Consider the following 16,870-nt stretch of genomic DNA (forward strand, 5'->3'; position numbering starts at 1 on the left):
TTACGGCGGATTTATACGATCCTACGATGGACGATATGGTTATTCTTTCCTTGGCTTTAAAACCGCGTTTTCCGCGGCGCGGTGGGCGACGATTGATTCGAATTCCTCAATTCCGATTCGGGTTGATCCAATCCCAATTCGGTTGGATTCCGATCCCGATTCGCTTTAATACAAGGCATGGATAGGCTCCATTCCAACCGTAATCCCACCATTGGGCTCTAATGGTTTGCGCTCTGTATTTCCCCTTAAATTTTGTCATATCAAACTGTTTAGGTGGGGAGACTGCGCTCTTAAAAATAATTTATATTTTCAATTTATTCCTTTAAAAAAAGCTAGGAGAAATTTCAGATCACGAAATACTTATTCCCATTTTAAACCGTTATATTCCCAAGAAAAACCAACAAAAAACCATTCGTTAATAAACTCTAAAAGTTTACAGTATAGCAAAAAAGTTACATTTAAGAATATATCTTTACGCCACCAAAAACTGTAAATAATGATAAAGAATTTTGTTGTCTTTTCGCTTTTTCTTTTCCTTTCATTTTCCTCTTTTTCCCAACAAACTGCCATTTATACCAACGACTTGGTCGATTTCAACCAAGCGCTTGAGTTTTATAACAACAAGCAGTATTTGGCCGCACAAAATCTTTTTGAAAAAGTAAAGAACAGCAGCAACGATCCAACCATCCAAAGTGATTCTGCTTACTATATTGCCAATGCCGCCGTACGACTAAATCAGCCAAATGCTGACCAGTTGATGGAGGAATTCGTGGAAAAATATCCTACGAGTTTAAAACGTAATTCGGCCTATCTGGATGTGGCAAATTATTATTTCGACAGTGGAAAATATCCCCAAGCACAAAAGTGGTATGATAAAGTTGATCGTAGCAGCCTAAGCCGGAGTGAACAAGAGCGATTTGAGTTTAATAACGGCTATGTTTATTTTAAAGCGAAACAATTCGATAAGGCAAAAAATTATTTCAACAGTGTTTCCACTTCTCATAAATATGGCTCACAGGCCAAATATTACCTTGGTTTTATAGCTTACGAAGGTGATGATTATGAAGAAGCCAATCAAAAATTTGAGGAAGTAAAAGGAGAATCCCGCTATTCCGAAGATCTTTCCTATTATCAGGCGGATATGAATTTCAAGCTGGGAAAGTTTGAGAAAGCCATTGAAATGGGAAAGGAGCAATACAACAAATCCAACCCCCAGGAAAAGAGTCAGCTTTCAAAGATAATTGGCGAGAGCTATTTTAATTTGGGCCAATATGGTGAAGCAATTCCCTATTTAAAGGAATATAAAGGCACTCGTGGCAAATGGAACAACACCGATTATTATCAATTGGGTTACGCTTATTACCAACAGGGTGATTACGAAAAAGCCATTGGCGAGTTCAACAAAATCGTTGATGGAAAAAATGATGTGGCACAAAATGCCTATTATCATTTGGCCGAAAGTTATTTGAAATTGGGTAAAAAACAAGAAGCCCTAAACGCTTTCAAAAATGCTTCTGAAATGGATTTCAGTCCGGAAATCCAAGAAGATGCCTATTATAATTATGCAAAATTGAGCTATGAAATCGGGAATAGCTATAAAAGCACCCCTCAGGTTTTGCTCGCTTTCATGGAGAAATATCCTAAAAATCCCAATAATGAGGAGTTGAAAGCGCTGTTGATAGACAGTTATATCACTTCTAAAAACTATAAAGAAGCGATGGAATTGTTGGAAAACAATAAAAATTTCCATGACAAGGCAGCCTATCAAAAAGTGGCTTTTTATCGGGCCATCGAATTGTATAATGAAGGGAATTACAACGAGGCCATTACTTATCTGACCAAAAGTTTAAAAGAAAACACAAACCCCAATTTTACTGCACGGGCAACATATTGGAAAGCGGAAAGCGATTACGAACTGGGAAATTACGAAAAAGCATTAAATGAATATAGGGAATTTCAACAACTGCCTTCTGCCCAATCTACTTCGGAATTTAAGAACCTAAAATACAATCTGGCTTACACACAATTCAAATTGAAGAATTATCCGGAAGCTATTGCAAATTTCAAAAGCTATGTTGGTTCTTCAACTTCAGACACAGTTAGAAAGAAAGATGCCTATATGAGACTTGGCGATAGTTATTTTGTGACCAGTCAATATTGGCCAGCGATGGAAAATTACAATGCTGCTATCGAAATGGGTGGCACCAACGATTATGCCGAATTTCAAAAAGCAATAAGTTATGGATTTGTAGATAGAACCGAGAAGAAACTGGAAGAATTGATGGCCTTTGTAAAGAAATATCCCCGATCGGTTTACTATGATGATGCATTGTATGAATTGGGAAATACCTATGTAGCACAAAACATGAATAAGGAAGGTATTGCAGCTTACGACCAATTGGTTCGGGAGGTTCCAACCAGTATTTTTGTTCCCAAGGCCTTGTTGAAAAAGGCATTGATCCATAACAATTCGGGCAAAAGCAATGAAGCTCTCGCACTTTTCAAAAGAGTTGCAAAGGATTATCCATCTACACCTGAAGCATTGCAGGCTGTTGCCGCTGCAAAAATTATTTATATAGACGAAGGGAAAGTTAATGAATATGCAACCTGGGTAAAAACCTTGGACTATGTGGAAGTAGGTGATGCTGAACTCGATGACGATACTTACCTCGCAGCCGAACAACCCTATCTGGAGAACAATCAATCTCAAGCACAAAGTCGTTTTGAGGCGTATTTAAAGCAGTTTCCAAACGGTCGGAATGCGATGAAGGCCCATTTTTATTTGGGCCAGATTTATTTTTCAAACGGAAAGAACGATCAGGCTATACCGCATTTTAAGTATGTTGCGGATAGGGAACGAAATGAATTTACCGAACAGGCCTTGGCGCGGATTTCGGAATTGTACCTGGGAAAGAAAGAATACGAGAATGCCTTAACCTATTTAAAACGGTTGGAAAGCGAAGCGGATTTCCCACAGAATATAGTTTTCGCCCAATCCAATATGATGAAGGCTTCCTACGAATTGAAGAAGTATTCCGAAGCGGTTGGTTATGCCGAAAAAGTACTTCAAAATCCAAAAATTGATAATGCCGTTAAAAGTGATGCACAAATAATAATTGCACGTTCGGCAATGGAAACGAACAATGAGGGCAAAGCTAAAACCGCGTATGCGGAAGTTCTAAAAACCGCCACGGGAAGGCTTGCTGCCGAAGCACTTTATTATGACGCATATTTTAAAAATAAAGAAGGGAAGTTTGAAGATTCAAATGCATCGATCCAGAGATTGGCGAAAGATTATTCTGGATATAAATTGTTTGGAGCCAAAGGATTGGTATTGATGGCGAAGAACTTTTATGCTTTGAAAGACGCCTATCAAGCTACCTATATTTTAGATAACGTAATAAAGAATTTTAGCGATTTCCCCGATGTGGTGGAAGAGGCGAGAACGGAATTGGCCGTTATCAAAAATGCTGAAGCGAAAACAAACTCATCTGTAGAAACCGGAAATTAGGAATCAAACCTCACAGGTCTCTGCGACCTGTGAGGTTTATTTCCAGAGACCATTCCAAAATTAAAAGTCTTAAAAAACCTTAGAATTAATATGTCAAATAAAGGAATAGTATTTATATCATTGGCAACAACATTGTTGTTCAACCTTTCTGCTTTTTCCCAAGAAAAGGAACTCGGCACGGAAGTGGTGAATATTGTAAAACCATATACTCCGACAATCTCTGATGCTTTTAAAGTGAAGGAAACTCCGAGTTTAAATGATTCCACCACTACACAAAAGAAAGAGGTTGAATACAGTATTTTCTCTGTTCCCGTGGCTTCCACCTTTTCGCCGGCAAAAGGAAAAGCAACGGATGTGGAAAAGACCAAACGCGAAAAGGTATATGACAATTACGCAACTTTGGGTGCTGGTAATTACGGTACGCTCTTGGGCGAATTGTATAGTAATTTTGAAATAAGCCGTACGGACAATGTCGGATTTTTCTTTCGTCATAATTCCTCGCAGGGTCAAATAAAAGGAGTAGAGCTGGACAATAAATACTTTAACACCACTTTGGACGCCAATTATACCAGCAGACAGCGAGAAGCCACTTATCAATTGGAAGCGGGCATAGAACATCAAATTTATAATTGGTACGGTACTGCTACAGAATTTTTTCCGGTTGAATATTTGGGAGAAATCGATCCGAAGCAAACTTATTTTGGTGGATATGTAGGTGGAAGCATTGCCTTGGAAAAGTCGGTTTTTGAAAGAGCAGGAATTAACATTAGATATTTGGGCGATGCCTATTCTTCATCAGAATTTAATGTAAAACTAAAACCAGAATTTTCGTTTTCTATTGAAAATCTAACTCTAAAAGTAGATGGGGATATCGATTATCTAAAGGGAAGTTTTGAAAACGATTATTACAAGATTTCGGATATTAACTACAGCTATCTAAATCTTGGGGTAATTCCTTCCCTTGTCTATATGGATGAGGATATAACCTTATCACTTGGAGTTGCAGGTTATTTGGGAATGGATGCTGAAAACAGTGAAACTGATTTTTCTCTTTATCCTAAAGTGAATGCTTCCTATAGATTAATGGACGAAACAGTAATCGTTTATGCGGGTGCTGAAGGTGGGTTACAACAGAATTCCTATTACAGTTTCAAAGAGAAAAATCCATTTGTTTCTCCTACATTAGATATTGTACCTACAAAAAATATTTATGATGGTTTTGCTGGTGTCAAGGGAAAACTAACAAATAATGTTGCCTATAATTTTAGAGCTGCTTATCGCAAGGATGAGAACAGAGCTTTGTTTTTGTCAAATGAAAGAAAGGTTATCAATATGGATTCCAAAGGATATGAGAATTGGAATTCCTTTAAAGTGGTTTATGATGATGTAAACACCCTGGAGATATTTGCCGAATTACAGACAGAAATATCCAATATGTTTTCTTTAGGCGTTAATTTAAACTATTTTAATTATAAAACCGATACCGAAAATCAGGCTTGGAACCTTCCCAACATAAAAACTTCTGTATTTTCAAATTTTATTATAACGGAACAACTTTATGGTGGCGCCTCTATTTTCTATGTGAGCGAACGAAAAGATCTAGTACATAGTACAGCTGGAGGACCCGGAACTTCGCTTGCTCAGGAAGTTACTTTAGATGGATATGTAGATGCCAATGTTCATTTTGGCTACCGTTTTACCGATCGACTTTCTGCATTTATAAAGGGAAATAATCTTTTTGGCGATAATTACGAAAAGTGGCTGGATTATCCAGTTCAGGGAATTCAGGCGTTAGTTGGAGCTACATATAAGTTTGATTGGTAACATCACAAATTAGTGGCTCTGCCCCGTTCTTCAGTAAAAATTCTATGGAATGTCGTATTTCCTAATTTGATAAATAGAATACAGTCCTAGGACGACTTCCACAATAATTGATACTATATATCCTTGAGTGGGGATACCGTCCAAAATCATGCTCAATGCCCGACCTGCGGCGAGACTTAGCATAAAAACAATGTTGAGCTGGGTTGCCCTTCTCCAATATTTTGATTTCCACGCACCTAAAAACAGTACAAAACATACGGCCAGATATAAACACATTATAGCCCGCAACATATTTGATGTGTCGATTGTATTTACCTCAATTTCAAAAAATTCGGTAACCAAAGATTTTGTGCCGTACACTATTGCGATAGGGACCAAGGCTAGGATGGATAAAATGAGATGCAATTTCCCTATAAAGGGAATGGAGTTGTTGTTTGTCATGATATGTTTAGATTGGTTAAAAGTTTTAGAGTGTTTTTTATAAAATTCTATTTAGACTTTTCATCAAATTTCAGTCTTTAAAAATTGCTCGGCAATGGAAGCCATTTTCGTTATAAAATTCAACCTCTCCCTCAAGATCTTCAATTAGCATTTTTATCAAATTGAGTCCGGTATTGTAAAAATTGGGGTTGTCAATTTCTAAAAAACCAGTTCCGTTATCACGGTAAAAAAGAGTGTATTTCCCATTTTTGGCTGTCAACTCAATTTCTATTTTTCCGGTTTTTTGGAAGGCGTGCTTTAAAGAATTTGTAATGAGTTCGCATATTATCAAAGCCAGAGGGGTAGCTTTTTTAATACTCAGTTGCACCGTTGGGGCAGAGGCTTTATATTCTACTTCCATATTAGGGTAGCTGTTTATAAGCAACTCGCATAATCTGTTCAAATAAACTTGGATATCAAGTTTGGAAACTCCATCTTGCTCATAAAGATGTTCGTGGATCATAGACATGCTGTGCAAATAACCTTGTGATTCCTCGTAGATTTGGATATTTTCTTTTGAGCTTATTTTGCCTTTCTGCAGTTCTAAAATTCCCAATACGACTTGCAAATTGTTTTTAATGCGATGATGGATTTCATCAAGCATTACTTCCTTTTCCTTTAGGCCCTTGTGCAGTTCTTCCTTTTGTTTGGCAATAAGTGCATTTGCCTTTCTGGATTTGAATAACATCCATCCAATGATCAATCCTAGAATAACGAATATGCATAGAAAAACAAATTGGATGGTGTTGGCCTGTACTTTTTGTTGGAGTAGCTTTTTGTTTTCCTTTAAAGCTTGTCCCGTCTGTACGAAATTGTATTTTGCCGTGGCTTCGGAGAAATTCTTTTCATCCTTTGCTCTGTTTAAAGAATCTTTTAAGGCATCGGAAAGCATAAAATATTCTAATGCTTCTTCATTCTCATTTTCTCTTAAAGCCAATTTGGCCCTTAATAAATATGCTTTTTGCTTATTTACGGGATTTGGAAATTTTTTCTGAAAATATAGCGAACTGTCATTATATCTTTTTGCCTGTGCAATGGAATCGAATTCATAATAAAATTCGGATAAGTTTTGGTACGCTTGGGCAGCTGTACTATATTCCTTGGCTTTTTTGCTGGATTGTAATTCTTTTTTCAGGACATTGGTGGCATAGGAGATATTCTGTCTCGAAGGATGAAGTTTTACCACGTTGGATCTTACAACATTTGTAAAATGTTCGACGTAATCTTGTGAGTAGAAATTGTCCCTGATTTTTTTGTTTTCAAGTATCTGAAGTGCTTTCTTATAATAAATTAGAGCACTGTCGTTATATTTTTGTTTGAAATAAGTGAGGCCGATGTTATTGTACATGCTGCTGGTCCTGAAATAATCTTTTTCGGCATTGAAAATTGCAGATTGCAAAATGAAATTGTCGCGAGCCAATTCATATTGCCCTAAATGGTAATACACCAAGCCCAATTCGTTGTAAAAGGCATAAGAACTGGGAAATCCAATATAATTGAATTTTTTATTTTGGTCCATTAGCGCATTTAAAATGTTCAGTTGCTTTTGATAAAATCCCTTACGCCAATATGCCGACTTTAGAGAGAGGAGCACTATGACACTTTCCTTCATTTCTAGAAAAAAAGGATCGGCCAATAACTCCTCTCCGAATTTGATCAGGTCATCGTCCGCCACGTGATTATTGTAATATAAAAGCATGTAGAACCGAGCAAGAAGTCTTTGCTCATGGTTTCCATTGAATTGCGTCCACTGGAGGGCACTTTGCAAGGTTTTCAGTACTTCAGGAGACCACCCTTGTCCATCTTGGTTTTCATCGTACAGCTTAGCTACATCCGCATCCAGATTGTTGAATTCCTTGCTGGTTTCGATGGGATAAGCGCGCGCTATCCGGTCGCTCGCCAAGTCTTGGGTATTAGCGGTGGTTGCACATAGGATAAGAAAAAAAAAGAAAAAAGCCTTCATTGCAAGTTTCAATATTACAAAAAAAAAGAATTTAAATTTTTAGGTATCTAGAAATAAGCGGCCAATCTAATTTGGAACAATACATTATTGCTCTGAAAATCTATGTAATCCGAAAATGATTATTTGATCAAAATCAAAGCGTTTATATATCCCAATTATTTAAAGTCTTCATCTTGTAAATCATTTTCTATTTTTTTGGTTAACTCATCAAAGGCATAAGATTTTGAATATGGCAAATTCTCATCGGTAAGTACCCGAACGTGTGTGGTATTATACGATTGCACTTTTTCGAAATTGACGGCATATCGTCGGTGGATTCGATACATATTTTTGAAATCCAAAAGATCCAAGATTTCATCCAGTTTCCCTCTTACGGAATGAACAGCAGTAGGGGTGTTTATGTTTACATAATTCCCTTCCGACTGAAGATAGGTGATATTGAATTTATTTATCCGATTGGTTCCATTCCGGGTTTTTACCACAATTGGCAAATCCTTTTCGTTCTTGTTTTCCAGTTTCTTTTTATGAAGATTGGAGCAGGCTTTTTTTAAAGCATACAGCAGAGTAGGATTATTGAAGGGTTTCATAATATAACCTTCCGGCTCGGTAGTATGTATTTTGTCGAGAATTGCCTGGCTTCCATAAGCTGTCAAAAAGATAATGCCACAGTTGAACGATTTCCTGATCTTTTCGGCCAGCCAAATCCCATCTTTCGATCCTTCCAGATTGACGTCGATAATAACAACGGCCACATTTAGATCGGGAAGTTCCAACCAAGCTTTTTCTGCCCTATTAGAACAACCCACAAATTTGAACCCCCCATTTTTTAAAACCGAGATAAGAGCAGCACGGGTTACGCCCATGTCTTCGACGATGTAAACATTCTTGTTTTCCTTATCAGTCAATTGAGGAGATTTTATTTTTTGGTTTTTATTTACATTAACACTTATTCTTGGTCCTTTGTCGGCTTACCGATTTTCAAGCTCAAAACTTTCCTTTAGGAGAATTTCTATTAAAGTACATAAAAATCTCATTTTATCTTGATTTCGATTAAAAATATGTTATCTCCCAAAAATTGTGATTTACTTCACTATTATTCCCTGTTTTTCTTATTTGATACCTCTCTTTCTACATTTATCCTCAGAGAAAAAGCAATCAATCCAAATTGAACAAAGATCAAATTTCGAATTCAAGCCCTTTTTCTATAAAGAGTTGTCTAAAATTCAACTGATACATATCCATAAAGCAAAAATTAATCTATCTATCTAAATTAAGTTCAATGAAATGAAAGATGCATTAATAACAGACTGTTAAACATAGTAAAATTATCATAATTATGAAAAAACATTATCTCCTTCTTCTTTTGTCCTTTTTTACCATCGTTGGTTTTAGTCAGAATTTGGTTTCGCCTTTTCAATCTGGATATTATGGTCCCGGGAATTTGGGCGTACGTGATTTGGCCCACCCTATTAAATCGGGACTTTTCGTGTCGGATTATAACATTTTCGTTAGTTCGGACAGGTTTAAAAATATAGAGGGAGATGTAATTGATGGATTCGGACCGGTACCTTTCAAAATTGACATCAGCGCGTATATCAATACTCTGATGTTCACCTATGCCTCTGAAAAATTAGAAGTGCTTGGTGGTGGCCGGTATATGGCTATAATTGCTCCGAGCTTCCGGACAGCAGGTATTGAAACGGCCCTAGGTAGAATCCATCACGACAAAGGTATCGATGCCCGTGCCGCCGGATTTGGAGATCTAGCCATAGCTCCCGCTTACTTTTCCTGGGAACTGGGGAAATTTGATATTACTGCCGGGTATATGTTTGTCGCTCCCACGGGACGATATAATACCGGTGCCGATGACAATATAGGTCTAGGCTACTGGTCGCATTTGATCCAATCTGCTTTTTATTTCTATCCTCTTCCACAAAAAGCCACAGCAATAATGGTGATGCCCACCTACGAATTTCATGGAAAAATAAAAGATGCCCGAGTAACCCCGGGAAGCCGACTTTCAATGGAGTATGGAGTTAGCCAATATTTTTCGCCTCGGTTTGATTTAGCTCTGCAAGGTGGGCATATTTGGCAAGTGGGAGATGACTCGGGAATAGGAGTCTATTGGGATAAATCGCATAAAGACAAAAGTAATATGTTCAGTATTGGAGCGGGCTATTGGTTGCTCCCCGAAATGCTATATGCCAATTTGAAATGGGCCAAAACCTATGGTGAGCGGCAAAATTTTGCTCTAAATACTTTTGAGGGGCAAATTGTTTTTGTTCCGCAATTCAAAAAGAAGGAATCAAAATCCAGGATTGATCAAACTATAAATCAATAATAAAAACAATCGAAATCATGAAGAAAAGCACTTTAATTCTATCTTTTATAATTTTGTTGATCCAATTCGGTTTATCGGCCCAGGACCAACAAGGACCTTCGGTAGCCGAATTGTCCAAGAAATTAGCGAACCCAGCCGCTGCCTTGATCAGCGTGCCATTCCAGAACAATTTCGACTTTAACGTAGGCCCCTTTGAAGGCTTCCGTTACGGTTTGAATTTGCAACCCGTTATTCCCTTCTCCATTGGTGAAAAGTGGAACGTAATAAGCAGAGCTATTGTTCCCTTTGTAAGTCAAAGTGATGTAACCTGGAAGGGAAACAGTGAAACCGGTCTTGGGGACACTACCTTGAGTTTTTACTTTTCTCCCAAAGAAGCCAAAAATGGAATTGTTTGGGGTATAGGTCCCGTTTTAGTGGTTCCTACTGCAACCGATGATGTTCTTGGATTTGACAAATGGGGGGCCGGACCCAATGCGCTTCTTGTGAAATTGCAGGGTCCCATGACCTACGGGGCAATCCTTAACCATACTTGGTCGTATGCTGGAAGTGGGATGACAGATATCAATGCCACTTTTTTCCAACCCTTCTTTACCTATTCAAACAAAATGGGAGGCTCTTTTACCCTTGCATCCGAAAACACCCAAAGCTGGGACAATGAGATCTTTGGCGGGTTTGTAGGGGCATATTATGCACAAATCATCCCTTTTGGAACTCAACTAGTACAATTCGCCCTGGGTCCAAAAGTATTTTACGGCAACAATCCTTTTAATCCGGATTGGGGAATTAGATTCAACGTAACCTTGTTGTTTCCGAATAAAAGTTAATGGAGTAATATCATCTGGGTTTTCAAGAAGAGGAATCCAGATTTCACTTTTAAAATCAATCGAACGGTCTTGGCTGCTTTTCTAAGTTAACTAACCGTAAATTAAAATTAATCTATAAATAAGAAGACCATGAAAAAATTATTTTTAACTACAATCATACTGCTTATTCCCTTGTTGTCGATTGCTCAAAAAAGCAAAAAGACCAATATTCTTGTTATTTGGGGAGACGATATCGGAATCACGAACATAAGCCATAACAATCGTGGCATGATGGGATATAAAACTCCAAATATTGATAGAATAGCTGAACAGGGAGTTGGCTTTACCGATTATTATTCACAGCAAAGCTGTACAGCAGGTCGCGCTGCGTTTATTGGTGGAACCGTGCCCGTAAGAACTGGAATGACTAAAGTGGGAATGCCTGGATCTCCTCACGGTTGGCAAAAATCTGATGTTACCATGGCAACCGTCCTTAAGTCCCAGGGATATGCTACCGGTCAATTTGGAAAAAACCACGTGGGGGATCTGGACGAACATCTTCCAACCATGCATGGTTTTGATGAATTTTACGGCAATCTTTATCATCTTAACGCCGAAGAAGAACCTGAAAACGTTGATTACCCTACCGATATGGTTTTCCCCGACGGGCAAACGTTTAGGCAGAAATATGGTCCCCGTGGAGTAATTCACAGTTGGGCGGATGGCAAAGGCGGACAGCGTATTGAGGATACAGGACCACTTACTAAGAAAAGAATGGAAAACGTAGATTACGAAACCCTAGCCGAGGCCAAGCGTTTTATAAAGGAAGCGAATAAAGCTGGACAACCGTTTTTTACTTGGTGGAATGCAACTCGTATGCATTTTAGAACACACGTCGCAGATGATAAGCGCAATCCCGGAAACGATGAATATACCGATGGTATGATCGAGCACGACATGCACGTTGGTGAACTTTTGGATTTGTTGGATGAACTTGGAATCGCTGAAAATACAATCGTAATGTATTCCACGGACAACGGCCCTCATTTTAATACCTGGCCTGATGGAGGAACAACTCCTTTCAATGGAGAAAAAAACTCCAACTGGGAAGGAGCTTATCGTGCGCCGACTTTTGTTAGATGGCCGGGACATATTCCCGCAAATATTACGCTTAATGGAATTGTGGCTCACGAAGATTGGCTTCCCACATTTGCCGCGGTAGCCGGAAATCCACATATTAGTGAACAGCTCAAAAAAGGGGTAACGTTGAATGGCAGAAATTATCGTAATTATATAGATGGTGTAAACCAACTAGACTATATAACTGGAAAAGTAGATGAATCGCCGAGAAAAGGATTTATATATGTCACCGATGAGGGAGAAATTGCAGCCTTGCGATATGGCGACTGGAAGGCAACATTTTTGGAAAACAGAGCAGACCAATTGCAAATATGGTTAGAACCGTTTATTGAATTGCGTACTCCCCTGCTTTTCAATTTACGCCGTGATCCGTTTGAAAAAGCCTATAAAGGATCCAATACATATTACGATTGGTATGTGGAAAGATCTTATATCCTGGTCGCCATCCAAGGCTATGCAGTCAACTTTCTTTCCACCTTTAAAGAATATCCGCCAAGCCAAGCCACCATGGGCTGGTCATTGAGCGACACCCAAAAACAAATACAAAATATGACAATGGGTGGAAGATAACCACTTGTGAAAAGGCAGGCCATAAGTCTGCCTTTTCTCTTTGCAAATAGATAATTCACAAAAATCGATGTCATGAAAATTACTAATATATTATTCTTTTCGGTCTGGGTCAGTTTTATTACGGTGGCAAGCAGTTATTCCCAAAGGTTGAATGCTGATAAGAAGGAGGCTACTTCTTATACCAAGGCAATCAATCAAGCTATTCTGGATTATCTGCCGTTTACAGACCAAACGGACTACAACAATGCAAAAAAAGGTTTTATAGCTACCCTCGATGAAGGTATTATCAAACTTCCCGATGGTAGTACTTCCTACAGCATGGATCAATTCAATTTTATTAAAGGGAAGGCTCCTGCCACAGCTAACCCAAGTTTATGGAGACAAAGTGAACTCAATGCCATAAACGGACTTTTTAAGGTTGCGGATGGTATATATCAGGTAAGGGGTTTTGATTTGGCTAATATGACTTTTATCGAAGGAAAAAGCGGTTGGATTGTCATTGATCCATTGACAGTGGCAGAAACCGCTAAGGCCGCAATGGATCTTGTAGATAGGGAATTGGGAAAAAAACCGGTAAAAGCGGTGCTTCTTTCCCATTCACATATCGATCATTTTGGAGGTGTAAAAGGGATTGCTTCCGAAGCAGATGTTAAAAATGGAAACATAAAGATTTATGCTCCCAAGGATTTTTTCGAACATTCCATAAGTGAAAATGTAATGGCCGGTAATGCTATGAGCCGGCGGGCTTATTATATGTACGGAAATCTTTTGGCAAAAGATGAAAAAGGAACTTACGGAAGTGGTCTGGGACCCACCACAGGTTATGGTTTGCCTGGAATTTATGAAGCAACCAATATTATCTCCAACGAAGCCGGACAGACAGAAACCGTAGATGGAGTTAAAATTGAATTTATCTACACTCCCGAATCTGAAGCGCCGGCCGAAATGATGTTCTATTTTCCGGAACAAAAGGCCATGTGCCAAGCTGAGAATATTAGTCACACGCTTCACAATTTGTACACCCTTAGAGGAGCCCAAGTCCGGAATGGACAAAAATGGAGCAAGTATATTGATAAAACCATTACCAAATGGGGTGATAAAGCGGAGGTTTCATTTGGATCACACCACTGGCCAATTTGGGGCAATGCGGCTATCAATGAATATTGGGAAAAACAACGCGATCTCTACCGATATATCCATGATCAGACCCTCCGTTTGGCAAACCAAGGTAACACACCTCTTGAAATTGCGGAAATGTTGAAGTTACCGCCTTCCCTTGACAAAGAATTTTATAACAGGGGTTATTACGGAACGGTGAGCCACAATGCGAAAGCACAATATCAATTGTACTTTGGATGGTTTGATGGCAATCCCTCCAATTTACATCCATTGCCACCTGCCGAAGCTGCAAAGAACTATGTGGAGTTCATGGGAGGAGCAGAAAAGCTGATCCAAAAATCCATGGAATCGTATAAAAAAGGAGAATATCGATGGGTGGCCGAGGTGATGAAACATCTTGTGTTTGCGGATCCTTCCAATAAGCAGGGACGGTATCTCTTGGCCGATGCTTACGAGCAATTGGGTTATCAAGCCGAATCTGGACCTTGGCGGAATTTTTACCTCTCTGGGGCCGAGGAATTGCGCCAGGGTATAACACCGCTCGCAACCCGCGGTACTGCCTCGCCAGACATCATCAAGGGAATGTCAACAGAATTGTATTTCAATTATTTGGGAATGCAGTTTAAAGGCAACGAAAATTCCGATTTAAAATACAACTTTAACGTAGACCTAATAGATACCAACGAAAAAGTGGGAGTGGTTGTGAGTAATGGAGCCGTAATTCCAAGAGTTGGGGAATTTGTTAAAGAAAACGTCACCTCTACCATTCACGTAAAAAGAAGTGATTTGGATAAAGTTTCACTTGGAGAGACAAATTTTGAAGACTTGATCAAGAATGGCAAATTGACAATTGAAGGCGACCAGAAGGCATTTTTCAATTTCTTGTCAAAAATGGATCAATTCGAATTTTGGTTTAACATCATAGAACCTTAACAATATAATATTAATTTTATGAGAAAGCATAATATAATAATATTTGTGGTGAGTTTGGTGCTTCTTTCTTGCCAAGAAACAAAGCAGACGGAAAAGGAAACCACAGTAAAAAAGGAAGTTTTACCTTCTTGGAACGACAGCAAATCAAAATCCGATATAATTGGTTTTGTCCAGAAAGTTACCGATTCCAGCAGTCCGCTGTTTGTACCCGTTATCGATAGGATTGCCACTTTTGATAACGACGGTACACTCTGGACCGAACAACCCTTTTACTTTCAATTGGCCTACGCCTTTGATGAGGCCAACCAAATGATAAAACAAAATCCGGAAATGAAAAATGATCCTATTTTTGAGGCTCTTGCCAATGGCGATATGGAAACCATTATGAGTTCGGGCAAAGAAGGTGTCGGGAAAATATTGATGGTAACCCACACAGGAATATATACCGACCAATATTACGGTAAGGTTTCAAAATGGATGGAAACAGCGAAATATCCCAAAAGCGGCAAAGCATATTCCGAAATGATCTTCCAGCCGATGCTAGAGGTCATTGATTATTTAAAAGACAACAATTTCTCCGTCTTTATTGTTTCCGGAGGAAGCAGTGATTTTATGCGTCCCTGGGCAGAAAATGTTTATGGAATCCCTAAGAACAATATAATTGGAACCACGCTTCAATTGGAATACGTTTTAAACGACAGTAATTCTCCGAAATTGAGAATTCTTCCCGAAATTGGTTTTTTGGATGATAAAGAGGGGAAGCCCATGGCCATACACCAATATATAGGCAGAAAGCCAATTGCCGCTTTTGGAAATTCGGATGGCGATCTTCAAATGTTGCAATGGACCGATTCCAATTCCTATCCTTCACTTAAAGTATATGTGCACCATACGGATGGAGACAGGGAATGGAAATATGATCGCGATGCACGTATGGGAAAATTGGACAAAGGCCTTGACGAAGCCTTAGCTAAAAATTGGACCGTTATAGATATGGCCCAGGATTGGAAAATTATCTATCCTTATGAATTGAAAGAAGAGTAAATCTACATTATGGGAAAATTTAAATTTTTTTGTTTGGTCCTGCTCTTTTGCGGATGCAAGGAAAAAGAACGCGTAAGGGAATGGAAGGTCAAACAACCTAGCACTTTTTTGGGTTTGGAATCTGAGTTGAAAGTAGATGAAGATGAAATGGTGTTTATTAAGGGTGGGACATATACTATGGGCGCCGCCCAACAAAGTGACACTCACGACGCACTTCCTTTTCATCAGGTTATGGTAAACGACTTTTGGATAGATAAAACGGAAGTTACCAATAAGCAATATGCCGATTTTGTAGCTGCCACTGGATATAAAACTTTGGCCGAACGCCCTGTGGACTGGGAAGAATTGAAAACTCTGTTGCCACTTGGAACACCAAGGCCGGATGAGGCTAGCTTGCAACCGGGTTCTATGGTTTTTACTCCTCCCAATTTCCCAATTTCGCTTACCGATTATACCCAGTGGTGGAGCTGGGTGTCCGGTGCCAATTGGAGACAACCCCAAGGTCCTGGCAGTTCCATCAATGGCAAGGAAAACTATCCTGTTGTACATATCGCATTTGAGGATGCACAAGCGTATGCAACCTGGGCAGGCAAACGTCTTCCTACCGAAGCAGAGTGGGAATATGCCGCAAGGGGAGGAGCAGAAAAGAAGGAATTTGCCTGGGGTGATGAACTAACTCCAAACAATACCTATCTGGCCAATTTCTTCCAAGGTGAATTTCCTTACGAAAACACAGGCAATGATGGATATGTTATGAGTGCTCCGGTGGCTTCATTTCCTCCAAACGCTTATGGACTTTACGATATGATCGGAAATGTATGGGAATGGTGTAGCGATTTTTTCGAAGCAGAAAAATTCAACCCGGAGTGTTGCAAGGGAGTGGTTGCTAATAATCCACAGGGTCCTGATAAAACGAGGGATCCTAATGACCCATTTTCCATTCGGCATGTCATTAAAGGCGGTTCATTTTTATGCAGCCCTCAATATTGTAGTAATTACAAACCAAGTGGTCGTCAAGGTTCAGTTTATGATACCGGAATGAATCACATCGGTTTTAGATGCGCTAAAGACAAGGTGTGATTTTTAACTTTTCATTTTTTCAAGCATGGCTAAAAAAGAGACTACAAAGTTTCTGCAAATTT

General features: G+C 39.1%; 11 protein-coding genes. 8 read left to right on the top strand and 3 right to left on the bottom strand.

Annotated features, from left to right (window positions below):
* Window positions 1-496 precede the first annotated feature (496 nt).
* Together EI546_RS14870 and EI546_RS14875 are read left to right on the top strand one after the other, a co-directional pair.
* Entirely contained in the window at window positions 497-3,511 is a 3,015-nt protein-coding gene (locus EI546_RS14870) for a tetratricopeptide repeat protein (protein WP_128251283.1), read from the top strand.
* 90 nt (window positions 3,512-3,601) lie between these two features.
* Window positions 3,602-5,335 (top strand): TonB-dependent receptor, encoded by a 1,734-nt coding sequence (locus EI546_RS14875; RefSeq protein WP_128251284.1) that lies wholly within the window; start codon window positions 3,602-3,604, stop codon window positions 5,333-5,335.
* Window positions 5,336-5,377: 42 nt separating this feature from the next.
* Here EI546_RS14875 and EI546_RS14880 read toward each other — a convergent pair whose 3' ends face one another.
* The 3 genes from EI546_RS14880 to EI546_RS14890 form a co-directional block, all read right to left on the bottom strand.
* Window positions 5,378-5,776, bottom strand: a complete 399-nt coding sequence (locus EI546_RS14880) for a DUF4345 domain-containing protein (protein ID WP_128251285.1) — start codon at window positions 5,774-5,776, stop codon at window positions 5,378-5,380.
* A 70-nt stretch (window positions 5,777-5,846) separates the two neighbouring features.
* Window positions 5,847-7,778, bottom strand: a complete 1,932-nt coding sequence (locus EI546_RS14885; RefSeq protein ID WP_128251286.1) for a histidine kinase dimerization/phosphoacceptor domain -containing protein — start codon at window positions 7,776-7,778, stop codon at window positions 5,847-5,849.
* A gap of 155 nt (window positions 7,779-7,933) precedes the next feature.
* Window positions 7,934-8,683 carry a LytR/AlgR family response regulator transcription factor gene (locus tag EI546_RS14890; protein WP_128251287.1) on the bottom strand — a complete coding sequence of 250 codons (750 nt, stop codon included), beginning with the start codon at window positions 8,681-8,683 and terminating at the stop codon, window positions 7,934-7,936.
* A 431-nt stretch (window positions 8,684-9,114) separates the two neighbouring features.
* Between EI546_RS14890 and EI546_RS14895 the strand changes: the two genes are divergently transcribed.
* The 6 genes from EI546_RS14895 to EI546_RS14920 all read left to right on the top strand — a co-directional run bounded on the left by EI546_RS14895 (window position 9,115) and on the right by EI546_RS14920 (window position 16,808).
* Window positions 9,115-10,119, top strand: coding sequence for a SphA family protein (locus EI546_RS14895; protein ID WP_128251288.1), 1,005 nt, complete (start codon window positions 9,115-9,117; stop codon window positions 10,117-10,119).
* Window positions 10,120-10,136: 17 nt separating this feature from the next.
* Window positions 10,137-10,943, top strand: coding sequence for a transporter family protein (locus EI546_RS14900; protein ID WP_128251289.1), 807 nt, complete (start codon window positions 10,137-10,139; stop codon window positions 10,941-10,943).
* Window positions 10,944-11,072: 129 nt separating this feature from the next.
* On the top strand, window positions 11,073-12,632 hold the full coding sequence (locus tag EI546_RS14905; RefSeq protein ID WP_128251290.1) for an arylsulfatase: 1,560 nt from the start codon (window positions 11,073-11,075) through the stop codon (window positions 12,630-12,632).
* Window positions 12,633-12,704: 72 nt separating this feature from the next.
* Complete coding sequence (locus EI546_RS14910) at window positions 12,705-14,684, top strand: alkyl/aryl-sulfatase (RefSeq protein ID WP_128251291.1); 1,980 nt, start codon at window positions 12,705-12,707, stop codon at window positions 14,682-14,684.
* A gap of 18 nt (window positions 14,685-14,702) precedes the next feature.
* Window positions 14,703-15,728 (top strand): HAD family hydrolase, encoded by a 1,026-nt coding sequence (locus tag EI546_RS14915; RefSeq protein ID WP_128251292.1) that lies wholly within the window; start codon window positions 14,703-14,705, stop codon window positions 15,726-15,728.
* Window positions 15,729-15,737: 9 nt separating this feature from the next.
* Window positions 15,738-16,808 (top strand): formylglycine-generating enzyme family protein, encoded by a 1,071-nt coding sequence (locus EI546_RS14920; RefSeq protein ID WP_128251293.1) that lies wholly within the window; start codon window positions 15,738-15,740, stop codon window positions 16,806-16,808.
* The last annotated feature ends 62 nt before the right edge of the window (window positions 16,809-16,870 follow it).

This window comes from Aequorivita sp. H23M31 (assembly GCF_004022485.1).
GTDB classification, from domain to species: domain Bacteria; phylum Bacteroidota; class Bacteroidia; order Flavobacteriales; family Flavobacteriaceae; genus Aequorivita; species Aequorivita ciconiae.